This is a genomic window from Anaerobiospirillum thomasii, from assembly GCF_900445255.1.
GTDB classification, from domain to species: Bacteria; Pseudomonadota; Gammaproteobacteria; order Enterobacterales; family Succinivibrionaceae; genus Anaerobiospirillum_A; species Anaerobiospirillum_A thomasii.
In genome coordinates, this window is the sequence record NZ_UAPU01000005.1 from 640440 (window position 1) to 666141 (window position 25702).

The following is a 25702-nucleotide window of genomic DNA, read 5'->3' on the forward strand; positions in this document are numbered from 1 at the left end:
AGTCCTACTCTAATCTTTGCAGCAGATCCTCATATGATCTTATAGCGCCGCGTATAGCTTTGCCGTCAATAATGAAAAATGGTGTACCCATAACGCCAATGCTCTGACCCTGAATCATATTTTTCTTGAGCATATTCTGAATTTTTGGATCTTTTACAATCTCAATAAGCTCGCCAAAATTACCACCGGCCTTGGCTACAGCCTCTTTAAGCTGAGCCTCTGAGGTAATCTTCTCCTTCGAGCTCATTAAATATTCCTGGTATTTATAATACTTATCCTTATCCACGCTGTGCAATGCAAGACCAATGGCTGAAGCCTTGACACTTATCTGTGAGAGAATTGGATATTCAATAAGCACTAAAAGTGCATCTTTTTCCTTTACATATTTGGCAATATGCGGTCTTACAGTTTTGCAGTAGCCGCAGTTGTAGTCAAAAAACTCAATTACATAATGCTTTGAATCCTTATTGCCAAATTTAGGAGTATCAGGATCATTGATAAAAGCCTCAGCTGCCTTTGGTATAGCCTGAGCCATCATCTGTGAATACTGTGCCTCAAGTTTCTCCTGAGCTTCAATTAAAACCTCAGGGTGGCTTACAATATAGTTATGAACTATCTGCTCAATCTGAGCCTTTTCATCTACAGTAAAATTATCTGCAGCCATAGCGGTGCTCATACAGGCAACAATAGACAGTGCGCTTATGATTTTTTTCACGATTTTTATCCCTTTATCAACAATACAGATCTATTGTTACACACAAAAAGCAAATTACAACTGCACAGGCAAAATAATATCAGCTTATATGGCTCTCCTTGCCTGTTTTAAGAGCCATTACAAAAAGCACAAGTGAAATTATGGTGGTTATGGAAAGAATAATGGCAAGCGGCAGCACTGACTCACCCATAATGGTGGCAAGTGAGGTGCTTATGGCCCCAAAGATAAAGATGGTGACACCAAAGATGCCAGAGGCGGCACCTGAGCCACCCTTTTTGCTCTGCATTACCAGAGAAAAGCCCGGGCTTTGAGACATACCTACCATAGATACTGCCATAAGCATGGCTAAGAGCATGTAGACAGGATCTTTTAGATCAAAATAGACAATTGAGAGCATTAGCAGTGAGGCTATGCTTAAAACAAAGAGTGAAACATACACAAGAGAACTATCACCAAGGCGCATACTCAGTCGGCCTGAGATAAAGGCACAAAGAGTAATGGCAATGGAATTTAAACCAAAGATCAGAGCATAGTCATAGGCACTAAAGCCATAGATTTTCTGTAAAATAAATGGCGATGCGGCCAGATAGGCAAAAAAGCCGCCCATAATAAAGGCCATAGAGAGCACCAGATATAAAAACCTCCTATTTAAAAGCTCATGCCCCATAGCCTTTATTGACTGAGACAGACTATCCTGACGCATATTATCAGGCAGTGACTCCTCTACATATCTGTAGCTTAAAAGATAAAGCACTATGCCAAAGACAGTTAATACATAAAAAATCGCATTCCAGGAGGCAAAGCTTATTATAAAGGAGCCTAAAAGCGGACCTACAATAGGAGCAATGGAGTTTATGGACATCAAAAGTGACATGAATCTTGTAAGCTCAGAGCCGCTGTATCTGTCACAGGCAATTGAGCGTGAGAGCACGAGGCCTCCTGCCCCAGCTAAACCCTGAAAAAATCTATAGAGAATAAGCAGATAGATATTATTGGTACTTGCACACAAAAAAGAGGCGACAATAAAAACCACAAGCGAGATTAAAAGAGGTTTGCGCCTGCCATAATAATCTGACAGAGGTCCTATAAAAATCTGCCCTAATGCCAGGCCTAAAAAGTTGGCTGTAAGTGTCAGACCAACAAGTGACGGGGTGGTGTCTAGATACACTGAGATTATAGGAAAGGCAGGCAGATACAGATCGGTGCACACAGGCCCAAAGGCTGTGAGCATACCAAGAACAATGATATAGATTATATATTCAAAGGATCTGTGTTTAGCTTGCATAATACCTCCACATCAAGTGAAGGTATTTTAAGAAAAAAATTAAAAATCTTCAGTAAAAACAGTATTAATTTTACGTCTGTATGCCATACTGCAAGCTTTGGGCACACATTTGAGGCACAGGGTGCACCCTTTTTACTGTATAAAATCTAACTTTTTAACTTTATAAAAGAAAAGCTGATATTAATCTGGCTCTTTAATTGCCACCATTCATGCGTCTTATAACCTCGGCCTCATTATCAAGCACAATCTGACGATATATGGCAGGCAGTGCCTTGTCAGCCTCGGTCAGGCGCAGATACTGCAGGGCATAGAATAAAAGAGCACGACGGCATGGATAGATAATATAGCCCTTATCTCCCATGCCATAGTCAAATTCAATGGCCTTGCGTGTAAGCTCTGGCAGCTCAGGATTGGCCTTTAGCACTAGATCCACAAGCTCATTCCAAGCTTTATCATCACGTCCTGAAGTACCAACCTCCACAGTCTCACCACCAGAGGTTAAGGTATAGCGATCATTTGGAGCCTGAATAGATGGCTCTGAGCATTTTATAATACGCGAGAGCACATAATCTCTAAAGTCATGACGATCATAGCAGTAGGCTCTGACATGCCAGCGCATACCGTCAAAGGCAAGACCATGCGGAGCTATTAGCTGATCTGAGTGTTTTGAGGATGTAAGCGAATAATAGGATATATGCAATGCCTTTTGAGTACGTATGGCCTCAAGCAGATTATATAAAACCTCAGCTGAAATATTACGGCGCGGAGGATTGAAGGCAGCCATACCTACATTTGGCACAAAGCCAAAGAAATTACGGCTTTTTACCAGATCGCCACTGGCAAGAGACAGAAGATCATTAAGATAGTTCTCAGGTGAGCAGATCTTAGGAAAAAGCGGTCTGTAATCTGGTGTTTTGATATAGAATTTAAGATGTCTGTCATACACAAGATTCTTGCGTGGCGGGCTTGAGTCAGCCACTAGCTCGTTGTATTTGGATAAATCAAGTGAGGCCTGCGGAATGGATATATTAAAAAACTCCACCAGATCCTTACGATTGACCTTGCCGTCACAGCCTAATCTGAAATCAATAAATTCAAGTCGCCTTGCCTGATTCCATTTATTGGCTGATGAGTAATTATCATCATTATCGCTTAGCATTGTATATTCCTTATCTGAAAAATCTAAGGTCAGTCCTACATCAGTCATTTATAGTATTTATTGATATGATATATAGTAGATTATGAACAGACCCTTTTATTTTTTTAAATTATAAGATATATAATTTAAACCTTTTTGCAAGTGCCATTTAAAAATATGTTTATAAATCATAAAATTAATTAATAAATTCATTGTTTTTACTGAATATAAACTTTATGCGGCACCTTCTCTTAAAGTTTGGCTAACTTTTCAAGACACAGAATTATCATACCACTTACAATATCATCTCTGATCTTTGAGTTGATCTCTATTTTAGGCATAAAGGCAATCTCGGCCTCCGAGCTAAAGCGCTTTTTCATTCTCTCGGCAATACCGCTCTTTAGTGTTTCTGTATATACAACCATCAATGATGGATTTAGGACACACATCACAGCCCGTATGGTGCGCTGGGCAAGTTCATCAGCCTGCAGAGGGTCAACAGGCAGAACGCCCATATCATTGTACATAGGAAAATAGCGTATTTCTCCTGCCATACCGTCCTTGCCGCGCAGCAGACTGCCCTGATAGCAAAAGCCGCAGGCAGGAGCGCGTCCTGGCACCAAAACCACACCAGAGACATAATGATGATTTGGATAGCGGGCATGACAGCCTAATGTGGCTGCATTGATGTCAGTTTCAAAAAAGACAGGTACATTAAATCTTTTTTGCAGATGCTGCGCCAGGCGCTTGGAGCGCGGATCATGACGCAAAGCCGAAGCCACACGGCCGCCTATGGTATCTGATGGCATGGAAATACCGATGATGGCAACTTTTGAGTAAAGATCAAGCACTCTTTCTATACCTATTCTAAACTCATCAGTATGGATTTTAGATAAAAGCTCCTCGCGTCTTTCTATACACTCGCCAAATAAATCATGCACACTGTAGCAGGCATAGTCATTTCCGGCTCTCTGATAGCATGATATGATAAGCATGAGTTTATGCGTGGCATTATATCTAAATGAGGCAGCAGGACGGCCACCTGAGGTTGATACAAGCTCGCCCTGTGTAATCTCTCCTGTCTCAAGCAGTGACATTATCAGTTTATTGATGGTTACCACGCTAAGACCTGTCAGTTCCTTAAGGCATGATATGGTTGCCACCTGCTCTTTGTGCAACGCTCTTCTTAAGGTCAGCAGATTCTGCTCACGTATCTGATGGCCAGTAATTGACTGATTTTTTAGAAGCATGTCAAAACCTTTTTAAACTAGCTTAATAAATTGAGTTTAATATTAGTAAATTTTTTTATACAACTCAAGAGTCTTATAGTGTCATGCATAAAATTAGCATTAGCTAACACTTGTCATACATATTATAAATAAGCTTTCTTAAATGTAAAATTAACCTACGTATAAAAAATATACGTATAGTATGTATAATTTTTAGCGTGATATAGCGCACATTTTTAACAAAATATTTACATTTTTTAACCTTAAAAAAATCCTAAAAACTGTGTAAAAACGCCATTTTTATGGACAAATTATAAAAATACCCTAATATTGTTCGTTAAGGTTTTTCTGTTTTGGAACATGAAGTGCCTTTGAGTGATTTTTATATTTACTCAGAAGAGGCGTCATTTCAGTTATAAAGTGAAATGACGGTTAGGATTGCACTTGCAAACTTTAAGGAGCCTATTTTGCTTCAGATAAGATTACACGGCCGTGGAGGTCAAGGTGTTGTTACAGCAGCTGAGATGTTATCTTTAGCCGCTTTCTATGAGGAACACCATGCTCAGGCATTTCCTAGCTTTGGTTCAGAGCGTACAGGTGCCCCAGTTGTAGCCTATGCCCGAATTGATGACAAGGAAATTCGTACTCATGAGCCTATTTTAGAGCCAAATGCAGTAGTAGTTCAGGATCGTACTCTGCTGTCAGTTATGGACGTATTCTCAGGTCTGCACCCAGAAGGCTATGCCATTATCAACTCTGCAGATCCAGCTGAGGAAATTGTACCTGAGCTTGTCAAGAAGCTGCCTGCAGGTCACGTTATTACTGTTCCTGCAACTGACTTTGCTATGCAGAAGATTGGTCGCCCACTCCCAGGTGCTCCTATGCTTGCAGCATTAGCAGCCGCCACCGGCGTATTCAAGCTTGAGAGTGTGCAGAAGGCATTCCAGGCACGTTACCCAGGCAAGGTAGGTGATGCAAACGCAGAAACTGCCGCACTTGCTTATAACTACATTATAGAGAATAAGAACGGAGGCCAAAATGCTTAAGCAGATCGAAGGTTCTCTAGGTATTGCTGAGGCAGTTGCCTTATGTCGTCCAGGTGTTGTTTGTGCATATCCTATTTCTCCACAAACCCACATCGTAGAAAATGTTGGTAAGCTTGTTAAGCAGGGCAAGCTTGAGAACTGCGAGTTCATCAACGTAGAATCAGAGTTCTCAGCTCTGTCAGTTTCTATCGGTGCATCAGCAGGTGGTGTTCGTACCTATACTGCAACTGCATCACAGGGTCTGCTCTTCATGGCCGAGGCTGTATACAATGCCTCAGGTTTAGGCCTGCCTATTGTTATGACTGTGGCCTCACGTGCTATCGGCGCTCCAATTAACATCTGGAACGATCACTCAGACTCACTGTCACAGCGTGATTCAGGCTGGCTGCAGTTATTCTGCGAGTCAAACCAGGATGCTCTTGATACCCATATTATGGCCTTTAAGATCGCCGAGAAGGTAGGTCTGCCAGTTATGGTATGTATGGACGGTTTCGTATTAACTCACGCTTTCGAGCGTCTTGATGTTCCAGAGCAGGAACTTGTTGACAAGTTCTTAAAGACCTATGAGCCACAGGAGTTCTTAGATCCAAACGAACCTATTTCCATGGGTGCCATGGTTGGTCCTGAGGCCTTTACTGAAGTACGTCTGCTGCAGCACCGCAAGATGTTAAAGGCTATTGACGTAATTGAAGAGGTAACTAAAGAGTACCGTGAGCTCACCGGCAGAAATTCAGGTGGTCTGCTTGACTGCTACAACTGTGAAGATGCCGATGTTAAGCTCGTTATCATGGGTTCTTCTGTTGGTACTGCCAAGGATGCTGTAGATGAGCTTGCCAAGCAGGGCATCAAGGCCGGTATCATTTCTCTCAAATCCTATCGTCCATTCCCTTACGAGGCTATGCGTAAGGCTATTGGCGATACCAAGAAGGTCATCTGCGTTGAAAGAGCATTCTCATTTGGCGCACGCGGTATCATCGGTCCTGAGGTTGAGCGCTCAATGAAGGGTTGCGATACTGAGATCCGTACCGTAATTGCTGGTCTTGGCGGTCGTGCTATTTTAGGCTCAACCATCAAGGGCATTGTTGATGGCGCATTAAACAACAAGTTTACTGACGAAATCACATGGTTTGACGTAGACAGCAGTACTTTAAATGAGTACCTCAAGAAGTCAGAGGGTGTTGAATTTGCTGAAGGCCCTATTTCTGAGAGCGCTGTTCTTGACAGCATTAAGAAGGCCTAATTAGGAGAAGTCCATGTTAGAAAAGATTAATTTCTATCAGACAGGTTCAAACACAATCGGTAACCGTCTGCTAAATCCATCAATGCGTGCAGAACAGGCCTCAACAGAGCGTAACAACTCTCTGAACTCAGGCCACAGAGCCTGTCAGGGCTGTGGTGAGGCATTAGGTGCACGTTATGCCATCGACACAGCTATGCGCGCTACCAACAATCAGCTGATTGTATGTAATGCCACAGGCTGTCTTGAGGTATTCTCTACCCCATATCCAGAATCAGCATGGAAATTACCATGGATTCACTCACTCTTTGGTAACGCCGCAGCTGTTGGTACAGGTTTAGCTGCAGCAGCCCGCATCCGTGCCAAGATGACCGGCAGCGACACTGTAGCCCGCGTTATTGCCCAGGGCGGTGACGGTGGTACCACCGATATCGGTTTTGGTCCACTCTCAGGTATGTTTGAGCGTAATGACGATGTTCTTTACATCTGCTACGACAACGAAGCCTACATGAACACCGGTGTACAGCGTTCATCAGCTACCCCACCTGCAGCCCGTACTGCCACCACTCAGTTAGTAGGTGAGCACCCAGGTGCTGACTTTGGTAAGGGTAAGAACGTTCCTCTTATCGCCATGGCTCACGGTATTCCTTACGTAGCAACTGCAACTGTTGCTGACTTAAAGGATCTTGAGTACAAGGTTGAGAAGGCCATGTCATACCACGGCGCTCGTTATATTCAGATTCTTGTTCCATGCCCATTAGGCTGGGGCTGTGCCTCTTCATCTACTGTTACAGTAGCCCGTCTTGCCTGCGAGACCGGTTTCTACCCAGTATTTGAGGCAGAATACGGCAAGGTAACCTCAGTACGTCATATTCGTCAGAAGCAGCCAGTTGAGAACTACTTAAAGCTTCAGAGACGTTATGCTCACTTAACCGGCAAGAAGGCCGATCCTAAGATCTTAGCTCAGTTACAGGCTATGTGCGATGAGAACATCAAGCAGTTTGGTCTGATGAGCGACAGCGTACAGGAGAGCCCAACCGCTGTTCAGGCTTTCGAGCGTAAAGAGAACATGTTATAGGAGCTTGAACGATCATGATGAATAAACCATTTGCAACAACACTAGATCCATATTCTTCATTAGAGAACCACACAGGTTCATGGCGTACTCTGCGCCCTGTTAATGTTTTCAAGCTGCCTCCTTGCAACAAGCAGTGCCCAGCTGGTGAGAACATTCAGCAGTGGTTATACTACGCCTCAGAGGGTGACTATGAGCACGCCTGGCGCGTATTAGTCGAGGACAATCCATTCCCAGCATGTATGGGCCGTGTCTGCTATCACACCTGTGAAGGCAAGTGCAACCGTGGCTTCCTCGATGAGACTGTTGGTATCAACTCAGTTGAGCGCTTCCTTGGCGACTATGCTCTTGAGCACAAGCTGGCCTTTAGAAAGCCAACCCGCGAGACAGGCAAGAAAGTTCTGATCGTTGGTGCCGGCCCTGCAGGTCTGTCAGCTGCCTACCATCTGCGCCGTTTTGGCCACACTGTACACATTGTCGAGATGGCCAAGCAGGCTGGCGGTATGATGCGCTATGGTATCCCTGTATACCGTCTGCCACGTAATATCCTTGATGCCGAGATTCAGCGTATTCTTGACATGGGTGTAACCATGGAATGCGACCACAAGGTTGAGGATATCCTGGCTGAGAAGCAAAAGGGCGGCTATGATGCAGTTGTTTTAGGCCTTGGTGCTTCATTATCATCAAATGTAGATATTCCATCAGGCGATACAACCCACATCTACTCAGCTCTTGAGGTATTAGGTGATATTGCCACCAACGGTGATTTTGAAATCGGCCGTCGTGTAGCAGTATATGGTGGTGGTAATACCGCCGTTGACGTGGCCCGTTCTCTGCGTCGTTTAGGTGCTGAACCTATCATCGTTTACCGTCGTAACCGTGATAAGATGCCAGCTAACGAAGAGGAAATGGATGGCGCTATTGCAGAAGGCATTCAGGTTAAGTGGCTGTCAACCATTTCTCAGGCTCAGGGTGAAAGCCTCAAGATTGAGAAGATGGCTCTTGACGATTCAGGCCGTCCACAGCCAACAGGCGAGTATGAAGAGCTTCCTGCCGATGGTGTTATTCTGGCTATCGGTCAGAACGTTGATATGTCAGCTGTTAAGAAGGTTGATGGTATCAAGTGTGAGAAGGACGCAGTTATTGTTAATACTGCAACCTACATGACCGATGTTCCTGGCATCTTCGCAGCCGGTGACATGGTTCCTGGCGACAGAACAGTTACTGCAGCTATCGGTATGGGCAAGCACGCCGCCCGCGGTGTGAACGCATTCTTAAACGGCAAAGAGTACAAGGTTATGCCTAAGCACGACGATGCCCGTTTTGAGGATATGCACCCATGGTACTATACCGATGCTCCTAAGACAGTTCGCCCAGAGATTGAGCTTGCACGTCGTACCCAGACCTTTGATGAGGTTCAGCATGGTCTGACCGAAGAAAACGCAATCTTCGAGGCCCGTCGCTGCTTATCATGCGGTAACTGTATGGAGTGTGACAACTGCTATGGCGTATGCCCTGACAACGCTGTTATCAAGCTAGGTCCAGGCAAGGGCTATGACTTCAACTACGACTACTGTAAGGGTTGTGGTGTTTGTGCCCAGGAGTGTCCTTGCGGTCACATCGAAATGGTTCCTGAGAAGATCTAATCTTTTCATTATGCCAAACAAGGCCCGGCTTAGCCGGGCTTTTTATTTTTAATGCCCTCTCTTTGTGCTTTAGTCTTTAAGATCTGATCTCTTAAAATCCATGCTCTGTGACATTTTTTTAGATTTGCAAAAATGCGATTTTCATTGTTTTTAGCGCATAAAATCAGTAAAATTAATGGAATTTTTTAATTTTTAGGCCATTTTTTTTAAATTTTAGCCATAAACTGCTATTCAGGTTAGAGTCTTATGAAGCATAAAATACGCAATACCATACACGATATAACCCATCATGATGCCACAGCCGGCATCATTATGATCTTTTTAACCATAATAGCTCTTTTATATCAAAACTCTACCTATGGAGTTGATTACAGACAGTGGCTTGATACACATGCAGGTTTTATCTTTGGCAGCTTTGAGCTCGTCAAACCCATACTGCTGTGGATTAACGACGGCTTTATCACTATCTTCTTTTTTGCAATAGGTCTTGAGCTTAAGCATGAGTTTATGGAGGGTCATCTCTCAAAGCTCTCTAATGTCACCCTGCCGGCTTTAGCTGCCCTTGGTGGTATTGTCTTTCCTGCTCTGACCTTCTGTGCCTTTAATGTAGGTGATGACTATGCTCTGCGTGGCTGGGCCATACCTGCTGCGACCGATGCTGCCTTTAGTGTGGCTATTCTTTTAATGCTTGGCAGCAGAGTACCTCCTTCACTTAAAATCTTTTTGCTCTCACTGGCAATTTTTGATGATATTGGCGCCATTATTGTCATCGCCCTGTTCTATACCTCAGAGCTCTCCGTACTGGCTTTAAGCTCTGCCTGTATAGCCATATTTGTGCTGGCTTTGCTTAACTTCATGTCAGTGCAGAGAAAATCTCTGTACTATATTGTAGGTGCCATCTTATGGTTTAGTATTTTAAAATCAGGTGTACATGCCACCCTTGCAGGTATTATCACTGCCTTCTTTATTCCATTAAAGCGCAATGACGGCACTCCTCTTGTCAATGAGATCTATGATCACTCCAAGATGTGGATTTCTGTCTTTATTCTGCCGCTTTTTGCCTTTGCCAATGCAGGTGTTGATCTATCAGGCGTCTCTGTAGAATCTTTATTCTCAGGTGTAAGTCTTGGCATTTTCTTAGGTTTATTTGTAGGTAAGCAGCTAGGTGTCTTTATTGTCTGCTATATCTGTATCAAATTGAAGCTTGCCTCCATGCCAAAGGATGCCACACTCTCACAGCTTTATGGTGTTGCCATTTTAACCGGCATCGGCTTTACCATGTCTATGTTCGTAGATGGTCTTGCCTATGGCGGCAGTGACATTTATGCCTATACAGACAGTCTTGCAATTATCTTAGGCTCAACCCTATCAGGTATCATTGGCTATCTGTTCCTACGCTTTTATCCTCACGTAAGAAATAAGGCCTAAATCAAGAGTCTTTTGATACTATGGCAGATATTTATCTGCCATTTTTTTTACAAAAAACTTTAAATAACTCAATTTAAGACTGTCTTTGATATTGCATAAGATCTGTCTGCTGCAATGGCGCTGCAGACAGTTTAAAATAATGTGGTGTGGAATGATTTGACGTTAGATAAAGCTGAGTATATTAATGTCTGATGCTTTTAATAATATCAGACATTCTGCTGTCGCCTTCTATTCTTTTTATGACAGGAGCTATGCTTTTAAAGTTACCTTCATAGTGAATGGAGTAAAAGCTGTTGTCATTATAGACGCGCAGATAGATACCCATATCCATGCCGCCTTCCTTGGCTTTTATAACACAGGTATTGTTTTCAATGACAGGTCCATAGACTATAGAGCCATGATCATTTACCAGATTCTTGGCGCTTAAGGTGCAGGTCTCTTGCATATTTCTAAAGTACTTTGAAGCGCTTACAGTAATAATACTTTTATCAAATCTGTTGGTAATGGTGATATGAGCTGGCATCTGCGGGCCTTCCTGACTGCTGACAAACCATCTGCTGTCGGCCTTTAAAGTAAAAAAAGGATTTGAGTAGGAGTGCACTTTGCCAATTACTGATAATTGTGCTTGATCTGTATGTTGGCTACCCTCAACAGAAGTAGTGCCTGATGAACAGGCACTAAGAAGACACAGTGAGAATACTGTTAATAAATATTTTTTCATCTAAAACTTATAAATTCTGTTTTAAAGGCATAACTAAAAGGTTCATCATCTTTTCATTACCCTCTAGTGTAGATAAAACCTCATTGACATGATCTACATCACCTTCAAAATAGATGGAATAGACTGATTTGTCATCATCATATTTTCTAAGCCATAAGGTAGCATTGTCTGAGTTTTCATCAGCGCTTATAGTACAGGTGCCATAATAAACCTCAGGACCCAGCACTATATCACGTGACTGCGCCACAAACTTCTTGGCAACATCCTGACACAGCTCTTCAACATCCTTATCGCTCTTGACTATACGTATAGTTATAAGAGCACTGCTGTCCTTTCTCTTTAATGAGACATAGGTTGGGATCTCAGGGCCGTCATAGCTTACCACCTTCCAGGTCTCAGGTACGGCCACCTTAAAATAATCAGTTACAAAATAAGAACTTACTGCACTGTTATTTACTGTCTTTTGAGCTACAGATGCTGATACATCATTACTTTCGCTCTTGCTGACATCTGACACCTCAGCAGTAGAGCATCCTACTATAAAAGCTAAAGACATGGTAAGAGAAGCAACAGCTTTTTTCATAAGAAAAACCTTCCTGATCATATTATCTGCAACACAGATTATTTAAATTGATTTTATAAATATTCAATGAACACAAATATTTAAATCTCAATATAGCTATTATAACTTAGCTTTAACTTATGACATATATTTTTTTACGCCATCATCTATTTTATTTGATCTATACTCGTAAAAGGCCTCTTTGATAATATCAAAGGCCTTTAACATAAGATCCTCTGGCATATTTAAAAATGGCTCAAGGCGCAGCCAGTTGCTGCCAATGCGCATAAGATACAGACCCCTGCCAAAGCAGGAGCAAATAATTTTATAGCAGGCCTCATTGTCAGTATCACTAGCATAAAGTGATCGCACAAACACTGCCCTGGCAAGCCCCACACCACAGCATTTAATGACAATATCGCTAAAGTTGTGGCACAGATCGTCCATAAAGAAGTCCATAAGCGCCATGCGCTTTGCAAGCTGCAGCTTAAAGTCCCTGTCCTCAATAATATTGAAATTGTAAAGACCACGCATGCAGGCCTCAAAATTGCCTGCCATGGAAAAGGCATGCTCACAAGGTTTTAAGCTCTGCATCACCTCCTGTCTGCCAATGATGGCACCTAAAGGAATGCCGCCGCCTATGTGTTTGCCCATGGTTATAAGATCAGGTTTTACAAATGGATAATTTTCTATAGAGAAAAAAGGCCCTGTTCTGTAACAGGCCATCTGCACCTCATCTGAGACTATAAGTATCTTATGCTCCTTGCAGATTGCATTTAATCTTTCAAGAAAGGTGGTATTTATTGGCAGCATACCAGTATCACCCTGTATGCACTCTAAAAATACGCCAGCCACATCATTCAAATCAAGCGATGTAAACCTTGCAAGACACTCATCTACAGCCTCATCTGATGCATCATAAGGGCAGAATGGCAGAATTGTTATATAAGGCAGCATTGGACCTAGGTGATTATCAAGACGACCCTCAAGTGAGGTCAGACTGGCAGCGCCATAGGTTGTGCCATGATAATTGCCAGAAAAGGTTACAACCATCTTTCTTTGACTATAGGCTCTGACAATTTTTATAGCTCCGTCGTTGGCATCTGAGCCAGTCACACAGAACATCATTTTCTTATCTTTATAGAATGTATATTTTTCAATAAGACGTGAGCCGTATTCAATCTGCGCGCAGCCAAGCGCATAAGGAAAGGGAAATGACGTACTATCTGCCACATGAGCTCTGTCATAACCTAAATTCATCGTGCAGGCTCCTGAGGTAAAATCAAGATAAGCCTTATCCTCTGTATCATAAAGATAAAAACCCTGCGCCTTAGATATGACAAAGGGCAGATCTGCTATATGCTGCACAGTGGCAAAAATGCTCTTATCTCTATTTATATAATCAAGGGTACTTTTAGAAACTTTCATAACTATCCTGCACATATCTATAAAGTATGGTCATTGTAGCACCCTGTCCTGGACAAACCAAACTACAAATAACATAAGCTGCATCAGTAAGTCTTACTGTCCTTTTGTCATAACAGATAAGATTTAAAAACCTGTGCCTAAGACCTACCATCATAATTTTATAAGTGAGAGTTTTAACCAAGTTCTGTCACAACCATCTCTTATATCACACAAATTTGGTATATATGGGCTTTGTCTGGGAAGACATTATTTCAGAGCAGTTTATTTAACAAAAAACTGTTAAACAGCTAACAAAAAATTAAAAAATTCTCAGATTAATTTATTGATAAAGAGAATATTTTTTGTTAAATTAAATTCATAGGCTAAAACCTATTAGTTTTCCCTGGGGTGTTCGCCAGTCGTTTGCACCCTGAGCCGATATTTACTAGACCAGGATGTCTATTTTTAAGTTGCCTTTTACTTGCGCAGGCTAATACTACTTCCATTAGAAGCCTTGTACTGGCACGGATGTCCAACTTGAACAACGTGGTTCAAGGAGTCTATAACGGCAGCGGCATTTCCGGGGCTACTACATATCAAAATTCAATCCCTGTTTTTTCACCCCATACTGTGCTTTGCCTGCACTAAATTCTTTGCGCGTGTGTATTAAAAACTTTGCTAACAAATATTTAGAAAATGCTCTTATCTTCTATGTAGCTTAAGTGTAGCCTAAAGCCGATACTGCAAAAGCGCAACCATAACAGGACTATTACAAAGGATCTGCACCGCAGGAACCTTATAGCTAGCCATAGCTCAAAAAACAAAACCCCGGACTTGCCGGGGTCTTTTAAGTTTTATCTTAAACTTACTTGTTCAGAGCTTCTGCAACTGATACTGCGATAGCTACGGTTGCACCAACCATTGGGTTGTTGCCCATACCTAAGAAGCCCATCATCTCTACGTGAGCTGGAACTGATGAAGAGCCAGCAAACTGAGCGTCTGAGTGCATACGACCCATAGTGTCAGTCATACCGTAGGAAGCTGGACCTGCAGCCATGTTATCTGGGTGCAGAGTACGTCCGGTACCACCACCTGAGGCTACAGAGAAGTACTTCTTGCCCTGCTCAATGCACTCTTTCTTATAAGTGCCGGCAACTGGGTGCTGGAAGCGGGTTGGGTTGGTTGAGTTACCGGTAATTGATACATCAACACCCTCTTTGTGCATGATGGCTACGCCTTCACGAACATCATCTGCACCATAGCAACGTACATTGGCTCTCTCGCCCTTTGAGTAGACAATTTCTTTTACAGTGTTAACTTCGCCTGAAGCATAGTCAAACTGAGTCTGTACATAGGTAAAGCCGTTGATACGTGAAATGATCTGAGCGGCATCCTTGCCAAGACCATTTAAGATAACACGCAGTGGAACCTTACGTGCCTTGTTGGCGTTACGTACGATACCAATAGCGCCTTCAGCTGCGGCAAATGACTCGTGACCTGCTAAGAAAGCAAAGCATTTGGTCTCGTCACGCAGAAGCATGGCACCTAAATTACCGTGGCCTAAACCTACCTTACGATCCTCGGCAACTGAGCCTGGGATACAGAAGGCCTGCAGACCGATACCAATAGCCTCGGCAGCGTCAGCTGCTACCTTGCAGCCTTTCTTGATGGCAATTGCGGCACCTGCAACATAGGCCCAGCAAGCATTCTCAAAGGCGATTGGCTGAATCTCACGTACCTTTTCATAAGGATTGATACCGTGAGCTTTACAAATTTCCATTGCCTCGTCTAAAGAAGCAATGCCATTCTCATTCAGAGCTTTGTTAACTTTGTCGATACGACGCTCGTAGCTTTCAAATAATGCCATTTCTAGTACACCTCATTACTCATGTCTTGGATCAATGTACTTGGCAGCGTCATTGAACTGACCATACTGACCGCGTGCTTTAGCGATAGCATCTGAACCCTTGAGCTCAGGATCGGCCTTGAGAGCATCCATCAGCTTGCCTAAGTTTACAAACTCATAACCGATAATCTCATTATTATCGTTAAGAGCCAGACGAGTTACATAACCCTCAGTCATTTCCAGGTAACGTGCACCCTTGGCCTTGGTACCGAACATGGTGCCAACCTGGCTGCGCAGGTTCTTGCCCAGATCTTCAAGTGAAGCACCGATTGGCAGGCCGCCCTCTGAGAAAGCAGTCTGTGTACGGCCGTAGACGATCTGTAAGAACAGCTCGCGCATAGCTGTGTTGATAGCATCACAAACTAAGTCGGTATTTAATGCCTCAAGTAAAGTCTTGCCAGGAAGAATCTCAGAAGCCATAGCGGCTGAGTGGGTCATACCTGTGCAGCCTAAAGTCTCTACTAAAGCTTCCTCGATAATGCCGTCTTTTACATTTAATGTAAGCTTACATGCACCCTGCTGAGGAGCACACCAGCCCACACCGTGGGTCAGACCACTGATATCTTTGATTTCCTTAGCCTGTACCCACTTGCCCTCTTCAGGGATTGGAGCAGGACCATGGTATGCACCCTTGGTAACTGGGCACATGTGCTCTACTTCATGTGAATAGATCATTGGTGGTACCTAAATGAATAAAATGTTAAAAATTACGACTTGCGTCTGTTTGCTAACTTTTGCCCTAAGGGCGTTGCACAACTCAACAGTAATATAACCATTGTTGAACAACTTTATCATCTCAAGTATAACAAAAATTTTATTTATTGTTTACCTGAAAATCAAACCGTTATGGTCTGACATCTTAAAAACTCCATGCGTATGGAATTTTGTCAGATGCAAAATCCCTTTTGTTTAAAAGGGCATGACCAGATTGTTAATAAATTATATCACATTTTATTTTAAAAACTGTGACGCCATCTTGCGCAAAAATAAAATATTTTTTGCTTGCAATTATGTAAATCATTGATAATAAGTAGTTTTTATTTAAGACAGCCTGTATCACCATCAGTGCTATTGATACAGGCAATAAAGAGATGGGCTGTTATCAAGACAATTTAAAATAAGAGCTAAACTGCCATAGCCTTGATGGATCTAACATTATCATCAAGTGTGCGCTGCAATGACGGCTCTATACGCAATGAAGCTGCCAGATTCTCAAGATAGTTGGCATCCATAAAGTTCTCTTTATCTAATATATAGGCAGAGAGCATATAGACATCAAGTGCCTCCTCTGAGTATTTAAGCTGAATCTTAAGCTCATGCGGATCAAGATTTTTAGTAAGCATGGCATCTATAATGCCGCGCACATCATCACGGCCTAAAATCTGCTTGTAAAACTCATGCATACTTCTTATTTCATCATTTTGAATCTTGCCGTCGGCCCTGAAGGCGTAGACCATAGTCTGCACTAAAAGCAGAGCACATTCACGATACATGCTTTTAAAGACCTCAAGGCCCTGATCCTTTAGTGTGAATTTATTCAGACGGCGTTTTTGCCATTTTTTAAAAATATCTATTGCAAACATAGCAATAGATTTGGCCTTCTTGTTGGTCATACCTATAACTGTTGAGCTTACTTTATCGGCATAATGTTGCAGCAAGGAAAAGCCGTCATTGCCGTAGCTTTGTAGATTGGTACTTGCGTGTACTGACATGTTATGACCTTTAATTATGTTTGTTTAACCGCAGCAAAAGCCGCTGTTATCATTTTATTGACTTTTATAAAAAATGTTACATATAACATTTGACTTACAAAATATTATTTTGTTCTATAATTTTTATAAAAAATTTGCGACATTTCAAGTTTTTAGATACACAAAAGCTACATGTTTATTTTTTTTCGCAAAATGTGTGGTAGGTTAGATTTAAATTCAATTTTTAAAATATATCTTTTACTTACATATATTAACTATAGTCTTTATGTTTATATTCTGCTATTATGCGAAACATTAGCTTTTTCGAGTTTGTATCTAGTTAAGGTAAAGAAGGCTATTTATGAGCACAATAAACAAACCGCAAGCTGACACAACCATAAGCTGGTTTATCAGTCAATGCCATATACATAAGTACTCAGCCAAGAGCAATATCATTCATGAAGGAGAGAAGGCAGAGACTCTTTACTATATTGTAAAAGGTTCTGTAGTTGTTCTGATCAAAGATCAGGATGGCCGTGAAATGATTCTTACCTACCTCAATCAGGGCGATTTTATAGGTGAAGTCGGTCTGTTTGATACTGCTGAGAACCCTACCCGTACTGCCTGGGTACGTGCTAAAGTTGCATGTGAGATTGCCGAGGTTTCATATACTAAGTTCAAACAGCTAGTACAGGTAAACCCTGAAATTCTGATGCGTCTATCAGCTCAGATCTCAAGACGTCTTGCTGCAACATCCAAGAAAGTTGGAAATCTTGCGTTCCTTGACGTTCAGGGTCGCATTGCTCAAACCTTAATGAATCTTGCTCATCAGCCTGAAGCTATGACTCACCCTGATGGTATGCAGATCAAGATTACCCGCCAGGAAATAGGTCAGATTGTAGGCTGTTCACGTGAAACAGTCGGACGCATCCTTAAGATGATGGAAGAGGATCATCTGATTACAGCTCATGGTAAAACCATAGTTGTATTTGGCGCTAGATAAATAATTTTACATTTAAAAGCCTGTTTTACAGGCTTTTTTACTTTATATTGGAGATATTCATGGCATCTTTGCTAGAACAGGGCAGACATTCATTTACTAAAGAAGACTTATTAGCCTGCTCACGCGGTGAACTCTTTGGCAAAGGCAACAGTCAGTTGCCAGCTCCAAATATGCTGATGTTTGACAGAATCACTGCTATTCACGCAGACAATGGCGAGCACGGTTTAGGTCAGATTGTGGCCGAGCTTGATATCAGACCAGATCTATGGTTCTTTGACTGCCATTTCCCAGGAGATCCTGTAATGCCAGGCTGTCTAGGTCTTGATGCTATGTGGCAGCTCGTAGGTTTCTTCCTAGGCTGGAGAGGCGGTCCAGGTAAAGGCCGTGCTCTTGGTGTCAACAAGGTTAAATTCAAAGGTGAAGTTTTAGATAACTGCACCCTGGTTAAATACGTTATTGATATCAAGCGTGTTGTAGAAAGAGGTCAGCTGATTATGGGTGTTGCAGACGGTAAGGTCTTTGTTGACGGCAAGCACATCTATACAGCAGAAGATCTGCAGGTAGGCCTGATCCCTCCGGCTAAAGACTAAAAATTTTCCTTATCTAAAGCCCTGCCCTGTGCAGGGTTTTTCTTTATCTAACTTATGTTACTTTTTTTCATAGCTTTAAAAATTATAGGTATTATTAATAATCTCACTCACTATCAGGCGTATAAAACTTTACATAAATTTAACAGTTTTTTTACTTATTTTTAAATGTTAATATGGCGCCACTTAAAAAAACAAAAAATGAGGGTAATACATGCAAAGTTCGTGCAGGGGCGGAGATATTAAAAAAAATACAGAATGTTACTTTATACCAATTTTTGGAGAGCCTCTAAAAAATTGTCTGCAGGAGGACAGAGACAATCTGCTTTCAAACTCTATCTATTATCAGGCCATAGACAATGGCAAAAAACAGCTGTGGGTTAAAAACCTGCCAATATCAAAAGAGCTGCGTTTTGACTGTGACTATCGCAATGCCATAAGCGTCAGATCCGATCTTATGAAAGTTCTAAATCTATGTCTTGAGCAGGTGCCTGGTATTTTACATGATGCCATCTGCACAGCTTTTAGATCTCATAATGCGCTTTTAAATGACTATAACAATGTAAATATCAAGGATAAGATCTATACGCACAAAACAGCGGCCAGTCAGCTGTTTAAAATAAGACATTTAGATACACTTCTGCGCAATCTTAATTTAAGTTATGAGCATCTTTTTTCAGATCTAAAACAGATAAGCTCCACGCACAATATAGCAGAAAGTCTTATTTTGAATAATAACAATAATTTAATGGCATTGCTTGAGAGCCGTCTTAAAATCCATCAAAAAGAACATACAGACATTTTAAAACCGTTTAAAAGCAAAAGAGAGTATCAGGATCATTTAAATCTCATCTGCAAAAAGCTCTACGGTCAAGGGAAAAAATATACTTTAAAGCAAAGCGAGTGTGACAACCCTCAGGTCTTTGAGCAGATCTTTGAGTCTATATCCTATTTTAAAAGAAATTCCATTGCCTCATCGCTCAATGACAATTACGGCCTGGCACAGACTACAATGCTCTCTATTTCCTTTTATCTTATTGCCATACGCTCTATGTTTAAAATTCAGACACCAAAAAGAAGCCTGTCTGTAGCCTACACCCCGGTGCAGATTATGCCGCCTCTGGTCTTGGGAGCCCTGCAGGCCACCTCACGCGTTATTGAGTTTATGGGCAGACACAACAGACTTTCATCTAAAAACTACACCCTGCCCAAGCTTAAGGATTTCACAACTATTTTAAGATATTTTATTCAGGGTAATATTAAGATTATGTACTGTGCCAACTGTGGCAGCGCAAGTCTTGTGTTTGCAGACAGTGTTGGCACTGATATGCTTGATAAAGGCTTTTTATATCTGTGTCATTCCTGTGAAACAGGACAGAAGGATCGTTTTATCTTTATTGATAATGTAGTGCAGTGTGCCTACAAGCAGCACATTAAATTTTATACAGGCAATAGAAAAAAGCTTTCAAGAAATACCATAAGCAATAACACAAGGCACCTTAACAGCTATAATCCTAGCTATATTGGTGCCCTTGAGTATATGACACGTCACTTCAGTTCTGATAAAAGACAGCTCTAGTGTAACAGTGACAATACAAAATTAGGTGTGGCATTGGCCTGCATCAATACCTGAGAGGCAGCCTTGGTGGCAATCTGGGCACTGACATAAGAGCAGGTTTCTTTGGCAAAGTCAGTATCTCTGATACGTGCCCTGGCATCTGACTCCTGTTCAACCTGTACGCTCTGATTGCGCTGTGTTGATTCAAGGCGGTTCATACTGGCGCCAAGCTCTGATCTGGCATTATCAACAGCAAGAATAAAGCCATCGATATTGGCAAGAACGTCCTGGGCATTTTCCTGTGTGGTTACATCAAACACATTATCTGTTGTATTGTAGCCATTGTTCATATTGCCGCCTGCAACCTGATGCAGATCCTCAAGTCTGTAAGAGGTGGATAGATCAATTCTGATCTTGTCACCCTCATTGGCACCAACCTGCAAGGTTAAAAAGCCCTGAGCATCGATAAGACCGTTATTTGCACCTCTTAATAACTGCTCGCCGCCAAACTTGGTGGTACAGGCAATCTTGGTGATCTCATTGCAAAGCTGGGTAACTTCCTGCTGCATTGATGCTCTGTCCTGCTCAGTATTGGTACCTGTAGAGCTCTGTACAGCAATAGTTCTGATACGCTGCAGCAAAGAGGTAGTCTCATCAAGTGCTCCTTCTATAGTCTGAGCTAAGGCAATGCCATCGCTGGTATTGTGATAAGCCTGACTTTTACAGGATATCTGAGAGGTAAAGCGATTTGAAATCTGCAGATTGGCAGGATTGTCCTTGGCAGTATTGATTTCCTTGCCTGAGCTTAATTTAGCCTGTGAAGAATCAAGAGTGCCATTGTTGATATTCAATGTGCGCATTGTGCCTAATGACTGCACATTAGTCTGAACATAAAGTGCCATATTTCTCTCCTTGTTTTTTTCTATGGCACTGCAAATTAAATACCACTTTTAATAAAAATATTTAAGGTTATGTTTTATAAAAAGAATTTATGTATTTACAGCAAAAGATGGGCAAAGATAATGGCTATTACGGCAATATAGGAGGTCAACATTGCCGTTATACTCAAAAAGCGGTTTAAGCAGAAGATGCCTTTTTACGGCGTAAGGCTTTCATAAGTCCCATGCCAATTATGATAATAAAGACAATAAAGAAAGGATCTTCTAATATAATGGCAGCAGCAAATAAGGCTGTAAATATTATAGATAAGATAAATGAAGCAGGATCTTTGGCTATAGGCTGTATTTTACTGTTGCTCTTTATGTTGTCTTTGCCATTAACTGATGTACCTGCAGATGCTCTTTTGGTACTGTCTGAACCCGATCTTCTATATGATTTAGCCGATAATGTATTACTGCCACTGCTGTTTTGCGATCTGCTCTGTTTATAATTACTGCCTGTATTTTGATAGGATCTGACATCTTTTTGAGCAGCGTTTGCAGCATGGTCTTTTTTATTGCTCTTTGATAGCTGCTCACTTTTTTCAAGCAGTGCTGTTTCACTATGTCTTTTTATAGCTTCTATGGAGTTTTGTTGCATTTGCTCTATAAAAGCTACGAAATTGCCATCCTTGGGACCTGAAAATAAGCGACTGTAATCCATGCCACACTCTCAAATAAAAAACACTCTCTTTATTATAAGCAAAAAATCAGGCTTAATTAAATGGCAGTGCGCATAGTTTTAAGATACAGTGTCATAAAAACAAAGCCTCACAATACAGATAATATCATGAGGCTTTTTAGGTTGTTTTAGATGTTATTACTTAAGCTTGATGCAGTAGAAGGCGTCCTTACCTGCATACAGATTGCTACCGGCCAGGCGCTCTTCAATTCTGATAAGCTGATTGTATTTTGCAAGTCTGTCTGATCTTGACATAGAGCCTGTCTTAATCTGCAGAGCATTAGTACCTACAGCAATATCAGCAATGGTTGAGTCTTCAGTCTCGCCTGAGCGGTGGGAGACTACAGCTGTGTAACCTGCCTTCTTGGCCATCTCTATTGCCTCAAAGGTTTCGGTTAATGAGCCAATCTGATTTACCTTAATTAAAATTGAGTTGGCAACACCCTTTTCAATACCCTCTTTTAAGATCTCAGGATTGGTTACAAAGAGATCATCACCTACTAGCTGGCACTTGCTGCCAAGTCTGTCGGTCAGCTTCTTCCAGCCATCCCAGTCACCCTCTGCAGCACCGTCTTCAATAGAGATTAATGGATATTTATCAACCCATGACTCTAAAATGTCTATCCACTGATCAATATTGTAGTTCTTGCCCTGCTTGGTCAGTGCATACTCACCGTCCTTGTAGAACTCTGATGAGGCACAGTCAAGACCTAAATAGATATCCTTGCCAGGAACGAAGCCTGCCTTTTCAATAGCCTCGATAATAAGCTCCATGGCCTCTTCATGAGAATCAATGCTAGGAGCAAAGCCACCTTCATCACCTACAGCAGTACTCATGCCTCTTGCATTTAAAATTGATTTTAAGGCGTGGAAGGTCTCGGCACCATAGCGTACAGCCTCAGCAAAGCTTGGAGCACCGGCAGGAATAATCATAAATTCCTGAATATCAAGATTATTGTTGGCGTGGGCACCACCGTTGATGATATTCATCATAGGTACTGGTAGCTGCATTTTGCCAGAGCCACCGAAATAACGGTATAAAGGTAGCTCAATTTCATTGGCAGCAGCGCGGGCTACAGCCATTGATACGGCTAAAATAGCATTGGCACCAAGGCGCTCTTTGGTTTTGGTACCATCGAGCTTTAACATAATAGTATCGATCTCTACCTGCTCTGTTGCCTCAATACCGATTAAAGCCTCACGGATCTCTGTATTAACATTGGCAACTGCCTTGAGCACACCCTTACCGCCATAGCGCTCTTTGTCACCATCGCGCAGTTCAATTGCCTCGCGTACACCTGTTGATGCACCTGAAGGAACAGAGGCACGGCCAAAGGCACCAGACTCCAGTAATACTTCACACTCAACAGTTGGATTGCCACGGGAATCTAAAATTTCACGGGCCAGAACATCAATAATAGCACTCATATTGTTACCTTTTGTTGCTGTTAAAAAAATCTTTAGATTCAAAACCTGCACTTAAAGGTGCAGGTTTAGTGCTTAGGAGATAGTTAATTTGGTTAGCTATTGCTAACTATAACCCAAGACACCAAAATTTGAAAGTATTTTTTAAAAAATATTTTTAATTTTTTTTAAATACACCCTAAGTATAAAGTGTTGAAATAACAATACTTTGCATCTGATAATTAATATTAAAAACATTTATGTAAATTTTTTTTATACTTTTTAGGGGATTTATAGCTAAAGATATCGTTTGCGTTGTCGTTATAAGGAGTATCTTAAAGAAAGATAATAAACAAAAGTTAAATAGAGTTAAGATAATGGAGATATACCTATGGCACTTTTTGTAAATACCAACGTTTCGTCAATCAATGGCCAGCGCAATCTTACCAATGCTACCAATAACTTAAATACCACTTATCAGAGATTATCCTCTGGTCTGCTGGTCTGCGTATTAACTCAGCAAAGGACGATGCTGCCGGCCTGCAGATCTCTGATCGTTTAACCTCACAGATCAACGGTTTAAACCAGGGCAATCGCAATACCAATGACGCCATTGCTTTAGCTCAGACTGCCGAAGGTGCTATGGATGAAATGACTTCTATGTTACAGCGCATCCGTACCCTTGCTGTACAGTCAACCAACGGTACCAATAATGCCAAGGATCGTGAGGCTATTCAGCAGGAAGTTACTCAGCTGTCAAATGAGATTACCCGTATTGCCTGTCAGACCAAGTTTGGTGGTAACTCAATTTTAAACGGTAGTCTTGCCGCAAACTCTTTAGTTAAATCAGGTGGCTTAATTACCGTACAGGTTGGCGCCTACAAGGGTGACACACTTGAGTTAAAAGGTTTTAGTGATGGCTTTGCTATAAGTATTCTAGGTGACGGTAAAACAGCCGCTGATAACGGATTTGAAGGTACAGAATTTAAAGTAACAAAACAGTCAGAAGCTTCCGCTGCTATAACTACTGTTGATGACTTTATCGCCGCTATCGACAAGCAGCGCGCTCACTTAGGTGCTATGCAGAACCGTATGGAATCATCAATTCGCAATCAGTCAAATGTTTCCATGAACGTATCTGATGCCCGTGCCCGTATCCGTGATACAGACTTTGCCGAAGAGTCAGCTAAACTGTCACAGCAGACCATCATTCAGCAGGCAGCTTCATCCATGCTGACACAGGCCAACTCAAGACCACAGCTGGCTTTATCACTGCTTGGCTAATTATCTATACATATAGTGCTTTGTCAAAGGAGGCTTCGGCCTCCTTTTTTGTTGTTTTTAAAATAGGATTTTCCGCCCTGACGCACCTTGACTTCTAAAAATGCCTGTTTGGTTGTACTACTGTGTACAAAGGATAAGATAAAAAAAAGTACTGCTCTAATAAGACCGGCCCCCTGTCTTTTGTTTGCTACATAAATTATTTACACTTGGGCAGAGCAATTTAGATACAAAACTTCTATCTCAAAGGTTTGCGTATTTGAGATCAAAATCACCTGTAAAGACAAAGAGCCTTTAACTGCCAAGGCGTCTGAACAACTCACCTGCAAGTGATAAATAGGCACGGGCTCCTTGTGATGATTTGTCATAGAGCATAACCGGTCTGCCTATACTTGCACATTCGGCAAGTCTTGGTGAGAAAGGAATGACACTGTCAAAGAGCAGATTGGTAAACTGCTTTTTAAGCTCAAGGCTTATCTGCTCAGAAAAGCTTTCATTTTCCTCAAAGAGCACTCTGACAATACCTAAAAGCTCAATATGGGAGCGATCAGTGGCATTCAATCTGTCAAAAAGATCGACTATGGCATTTAAAGAGTCAAGAGCAAAGAACTCGCATGGCATAGGTATTAACAGATAATCTGATGCACACAGGGCATTTATAGTCAGAAGATTTAACGATGGAGGTGTATCTATAAAGATAAAATCATAATCATCAGCTATATTTGCAAGTACATTCTTTAATTTAAGTTCACCGTCTGCATCACCATAAAAGGCCACAGGCACAGCTGTAAGATCATCAGATGATGGAATAAGATCAAAATTGCCAGGATTATATCTTCTGATAACGCTTTTGACATCCATATCGGCAATAAGACATCCTGCCATGCAGTTGCCACTCTCTGATCTCTGTGCAGAAAGTGCAACAGTGGCTGAACCCTGCGGATCAAGATCCACAAGCAAAACGCGGCGACGTGTGGCGGCAATGGCACAGGCTAAATTGACTGCTGTTGTTGTTTTACTTGAACCGCCCTTCTGATTGGCAATAGTTATTATCTTGGCCATAACGATAAACTCTTGTGTATTGCCTTATATATAGAATAAATTTTTAAAATTTACAAGATTTTATAGGTATTTAGCGTGATACAGCATGCTTTTTTGATAAA

22 protein-coding genes, 1 other RNA gene and 1 pseudogene are annotated in these 25702 nt (G+C 41.7%); 10 read left to right on the forward strand and 14 right to left on the reverse strand.

The annotated features are described in order from the left end of the window. Window positions 1–4: 4 nt before the first annotated feature. From DRZ93_RS02990 to DRZ93_RS03005, 4 genes are all read right to left on the reverse strand, one after another. The gene (locus DRZ93_RS02990) at window positions 5–715 is read right to left on the reverse strand and encodes a DsbA family protein (RefSeq protein ID WP_113745791.1); all 711 of its coding nucleotides are present in this window, start codon (window positions 713–715) and stop codon (window positions 5–7) included. 79 nt (window positions 716–794) lie between these two features. Beyond that, on the reverse strand, window positions 795–2000 hold the full coding sequence (locus DRZ93_RS02995) for a multidrug effflux MFS transporter (RefSeq protein ID WP_113745792.1): 1206 nt from the start codon (window positions 1998–2000) through the stop codon (window positions 795–797). 193 nt (window positions 2001–2193) lie between these two features. Further along, window positions 2194–3159 carry a WYL domain-containing protein gene (locus DRZ93_RS03000; RefSeq protein ID WP_172458007.1) on the reverse strand — a complete coding sequence of 322 codons (966 nt, stop codon included), beginning with the start codon at window positions 3157–3159 and terminating at the stop codon, window positions 2194–2196. A gap of 230 nt (window positions 3160–3389) precedes the next feature. Further along, window positions 3390–4388 carry an ROK family protein gene (locus tag DRZ93_RS03005; protein WP_113744656.1) on the reverse strand — a complete coding sequence of 333 codons (999 nt, stop codon included), beginning with the start codon at window positions 4386–4388 and terminating at the stop codon, window positions 3390–3392. Between the two features lie 446 nt (window positions 4389–4834). Here DRZ93_RS03005 and DRZ93_RS03010 point away from each other — a divergent pair, with 446 nt between their 5' ends. The 5 genes from DRZ93_RS03010 (at window position 4835) to nhaA (ending at window position 10799) form a co-directional block, all read left to right on the forward strand. Continuing rightward, window positions 4835–5413: a 2-oxoacid:acceptor oxidoreductase family protein gene (locus DRZ93_RS03010; RefSeq protein WP_113744657.1), complete on the forward strand. Its 579-nt coding sequence runs from the start codon at window positions 4835–4837 to the stop codon at window positions 5411–5413. Further along, window positions 5406–6653 (forward strand): transketolase C-terminal domain-containing protein, encoded by a 1248-nt coding sequence (locus DRZ93_RS03015; RefSeq protein ID WP_113745793.1) that lies wholly within the window; start codon window positions 5406–5408, stop codon window positions 6651–6653. Before DRZ93_RS03010 ends, DRZ93_RS03015 begins: the two co-directional genes overlap by 8 nt. 13 nt (window positions 6654–6666) lie before the next feature. Further along, the gene (locus DRZ93_RS03020; RefSeq protein ID WP_113744659.1) at window positions 6667–7728 is read left to right on the forward strand and encodes a thiamine pyrophosphate-dependent enzyme; all 1062 of its coding nucleotides are present in this window, start codon (window positions 6667–6669) and stop codon (window positions 7726–7728) included. 14 nt (window positions 7729–7742) lie between these two features. Then, window positions 7743–9371 carry an NAD(P)-binding protein gene (locus DRZ93_RS03025; RefSeq protein WP_113744660.1) on the forward strand — a complete coding sequence of 543 codons (1629 nt, stop codon included), beginning with the start codon at window positions 7743–7745 and terminating at the stop codon, window positions 9369–9371. Between the two features lie 246 nt (window positions 9372–9617). Further along, a complete protein-coding gene (gene nhaA / locus DRZ93_RS03030) occupies window positions 9618–10799 on the forward strand; it encodes a Na+/H+ antiporter NhaA (RefSeq protein WP_113744661.1) in 1182 nt (393 codons plus the stop codon). 181 nt (window positions 10800–10980) lie between these two features. On the opposite strand, the gene DRZ93_RS03035 is transcribed toward nhaA, so the two are convergent. The 3 genes from DRZ93_RS03035 to DRZ93_RS03045 form a co-directional block, all read right to left on the reverse strand. Continuing rightward, window positions 10981–11520 (reverse strand): hypothetical protein, encoded by a 540-nt coding sequence (locus DRZ93_RS03035; protein ID WP_113745794.1) that lies wholly within the window; start codon window positions 11518–11520, stop codon window positions 10981–10983. A gap of 7 nt (window positions 11521–11527) precedes the next feature. Beyond that, entirely contained in the window at window positions 11528–12103 is a 576-nt protein-coding gene (locus DRZ93_RS03040) for a hypothetical protein (protein WP_113744663.1), read from the reverse strand. Window positions 12104–12220: 117 nt separating this feature from the next. Further along, a complete protein-coding gene (locus DRZ93_RS03045; protein WP_172458008.1) occupies window positions 12221–13510 on the reverse strand; it encodes an aminotransferase class III-fold pyridoxal phosphate-dependent enzyme in 1290 nt (429 codons plus the stop codon). Between the two features lie 376 nt (window positions 13511–13886). Between DRZ93_RS03045 and ssrS the strand changes: the two genes are divergently transcribed. Then, a non-coding RNA gene (ssrS, locus tag DRZ93_RS03050) (6S RNA) lies at window positions 13887–14080 on the forward strand. Between the two features lie 274 nt (window positions 14081–14354). Here ssrS and DRZ93_RS03055 read toward each other — a convergent pair. The 3 genes from DRZ93_RS03055 to DRZ93_RS03065 all read right to left on the reverse strand — a co-directional run bounded on the left by DRZ93_RS03055 (window position 14355) and on the right by DRZ93_RS03065 (window position 17107). Then, window positions 14355–15356 carry a GGGtGRT protein gene (locus tag DRZ93_RS03055; protein WP_113744670.1) on the reverse strand — a complete coding sequence of 334 codons (1002 nt, stop codon included), beginning with the start codon at window positions 15354–15356 and terminating at the stop codon, window positions 14355–14357. Between the two features lie 15 nt (window positions 15357–15371). Continuing rightward, entirely contained in the window at window positions 15372–16070 is a 699-nt protein-coding gene (locus tag DRZ93_RS03060; RefSeq protein WP_113744671.1) for an iron-sulfur cluster assembly scaffold protein, read from the reverse strand. Window positions 16071–16519: 449 nt separating this feature from the next. Continuing rightward, window positions 16520–17107: a DUF533 domain-containing protein gene (locus DRZ93_RS03065; protein ID WP_113745796.1), complete on the reverse strand. Its 588-nt coding sequence runs from the start codon at window positions 17105–17107 to the stop codon at window positions 16520–16522. A gap of 340 nt (window positions 17108–17447) precedes the next feature. Here DRZ93_RS03065 and crp point away from each other — a divergent pair, with 340 nt between their 5' ends. The 3 genes from crp to DRZ93_RS03080 all read left to right on the forward strand — a co-directional run bounded on the left by crp (window position 17448) and on the right by DRZ93_RS03080 (window position 20255). Continuing rightward, a complete protein-coding gene (gene crp / locus DRZ93_RS03070) occupies window positions 17448–18089 on the forward strand; it encodes a cAMP-activated global transcriptional regulator CRP (RefSeq protein WP_113744673.1) in 642 nt (213 codons plus the stop codon). A gap of 59 nt (window positions 18090–18148) precedes the next feature. Then, window positions 18149–18679: a bifunctional 3-hydroxydecanoyl-ACP dehydratase/trans-2-decenoyl-ACP isomerase gene (gene fabA / locus DRZ93_RS03075; protein ID WP_113745797.1), complete on the forward strand. Its 531-nt coding sequence runs from the start codon at window positions 18149–18151 to the stop codon at window positions 18677–18679. Between the two features lie 211 nt (window positions 18680–18890). Then, window positions 18891–20255 carry a hypothetical protein gene (locus tag DRZ93_RS03080; RefSeq protein ID WP_113745798.1) on the forward strand — a complete coding sequence of 455 codons (1365 nt, stop codon included), beginning with the start codon at window positions 18891–18893 and terminating at the stop codon, window positions 20253–20255. On the opposite strand, the gene DRZ93_RS03085 is transcribed toward DRZ93_RS03080, so the two are convergent. The 3 genes from DRZ93_RS03085 to eno form a co-directional block, all read right to left on the reverse strand. Beyond that, window positions 20252–21136, reverse strand: coding sequence for a flagellin N-terminal helical domain-containing protein (locus DRZ93_RS03085; RefSeq protein ID WP_113744676.1), 885 nt, complete (start codon window positions 21134–21136; stop codon window positions 20252–20254). The two genes, DRZ93_RS03080 and DRZ93_RS03085, sit on opposite strands and share 4 nt — an antisense overlap. Window positions 21137–21311: 175 nt before the next feature. Further along, complete coding sequence (locus tag DRZ93_RS03090) at window positions 21312–21836, reverse strand: hypothetical protein (RefSeq protein WP_113745799.1); 525 nt, start codon at window positions 21834–21836, stop codon at window positions 21312–21314. A 156-nt stretch (window positions 21837–21992) separates the two neighbouring features. Continuing rightward, the gene (gene eno, locus DRZ93_RS03095; RefSeq protein ID WP_113744678.1) at window positions 21993–23282 is read right to left on the reverse strand and encodes a phosphopyruvate hydratase; all 1290 of its coding nucleotides are present in this window, start codon (window positions 23280–23282) and stop codon (window positions 21993–21995) included. Between the two features lie 367 nt (window positions 23283–23649). Here eno and DRZ93_RS03100 point away from each other — a divergent pair. After that, window positions 23650–24542: pseudogene (locus DRZ93_RS03100) on the forward strand (flagellin N-terminal helical domain-containing protein). A gap of 291 nt (window positions 24543–24833) precedes the next feature. On the opposite strand, the gene DRZ93_RS03105 reads toward DRZ93_RS03100, so the two are convergent. Next, window positions 24834–25601, reverse strand: coding sequence for a ParA family protein (locus tag DRZ93_RS03105; protein ID WP_113744681.1), 768 nt, complete (start codon window positions 25599–25601; stop codon window positions 24834–24836). Window positions 25602–25702: the final 101 nt, after the last annotated feature.

Coding starts and splice junctions, on each gene's coding strand:
- DRZ93_RS02995 (WP_113745792.1), bottom strand. CDS start 2,000: ATGCAAGCTAAACACAGATCCTTTGAATATATAATCTATATCATTGTT.
- DRZ93_RS03000 (WP_172458007.1), bottom strand. CDS start 3,159: ATGCTAAGCGATAATGATGATAATTACTCATCAGCCAATAAATGGAAT.
- DRZ93_RS03005 (WP_113744656.1), bottom strand. CDS start 4,388: ATGCTTCTAAAAAATCAGTCAATTACTGGCCATCAGATACGTGAGCAG.
- DRZ93_RS03015 (WP_113745793.1), top strand. CDS start 5,406: ATGCTTAAGCAGATCGAAGGTTCTCTAGGTATTGCTGAGGCAGTTGCC.
- DRZ93_RS03020 (WP_113744659.1), top strand. CDS start 6,667: ATGTTAGAAAAGATTAATTTCTATCAGACAGGTTCAAACACAATCGGT.
- DRZ93_RS03025 (WP_113744660.1), top strand. CDS start 7,743: ATGATGAATAAACCATTTGCAACAACACTAGATCCATATTCTTCATTA.
- nhaA (WP_113744661.1), top strand. CDS start 9,618: ATGAAGCATAAAATACGCAATACCATACACGATATAACCCATCATGAT.
- DRZ93_RS03035 (WP_113745794.1), bottom strand. CDS start 11,520: ATGAAAAAATATTTATTAACAGTATTCTCACTGTGTCTTCTTAGTGCC.
- DRZ93_RS03040 (WP_113744663.1), bottom strand. CDS start 12,103: ATGAAAAAAGCTGTTGCTTCTCTTACCATGTCTTTAGCTTTTATAGTA.
- DRZ93_RS03045 (WP_172458008.1), bottom strand. CDS start 13,510: ATGAAAGTTTCTAAAAGTACCCTTGATTATATAAATAGAGATAAGAGC.
- DRZ93_RS03055 (WP_113744670.1), bottom strand. CDS start 15,356: ATGGCATTATTTGAAAGCTACGAGCGTCGTATCGACAAAGTTAACAAA.
- DRZ93_RS03060 (WP_113744671.1), bottom strand. CDS start 16,070: ATGATCTATTCACATGAAGTAGAGCACATGTGCCCAGTTACCAAGGGT.
- DRZ93_RS03065 (WP_113745796.1), bottom strand. CDS start 17,107: ATGTCAGTACACGCAAGTACCAATCTACAAAGCTACGGCAATGACGGC.
- crp (WP_113744673.1), top strand. CDS start 17,448: ATGAGCACAATAAACAAACCGCAAGCTGACACAACCATAAGCTGGTTT.
- fabA (WP_113745797.1), top strand. CDS start 18,149: ATGGCATCTTTGCTAGAACAGGGCAGACATTCATTTACTAAAGAAGAC.
- DRZ93_RS03080 (WP_113745798.1), top strand. CDS start 18,891: ATGCAAAGTTCGTGCAGGGGCGGAGATATTAAAAAAAATACAGAATGT.
- DRZ93_RS03085 (WP_113744676.1), bottom strand. CDS start 21,136: ATGGCACTTTATGTTCAGACTAATGTGCAGTCATTAGGCACAATGCGC.
- DRZ93_RS03090 (WP_113745799.1), bottom strand. CDS start 21,836: ATGGATTACAGTCGCTTATTTTCAGGTCCCAAGGATGGCAATTTCGTA.
- eno (WP_113744678.1), bottom strand. CDS start 23,282: ATGAGTGCTATTATTGATGTTCTGGCCCGTGAAATTTTAGATTCCCGT.
- DRZ93_RS03105 (WP_113744681.1), bottom strand. CDS start 25,601: ATGGCCAAGATAATAACTATTGCCAATCAGAAGGGCGGTTCAAGTAAA.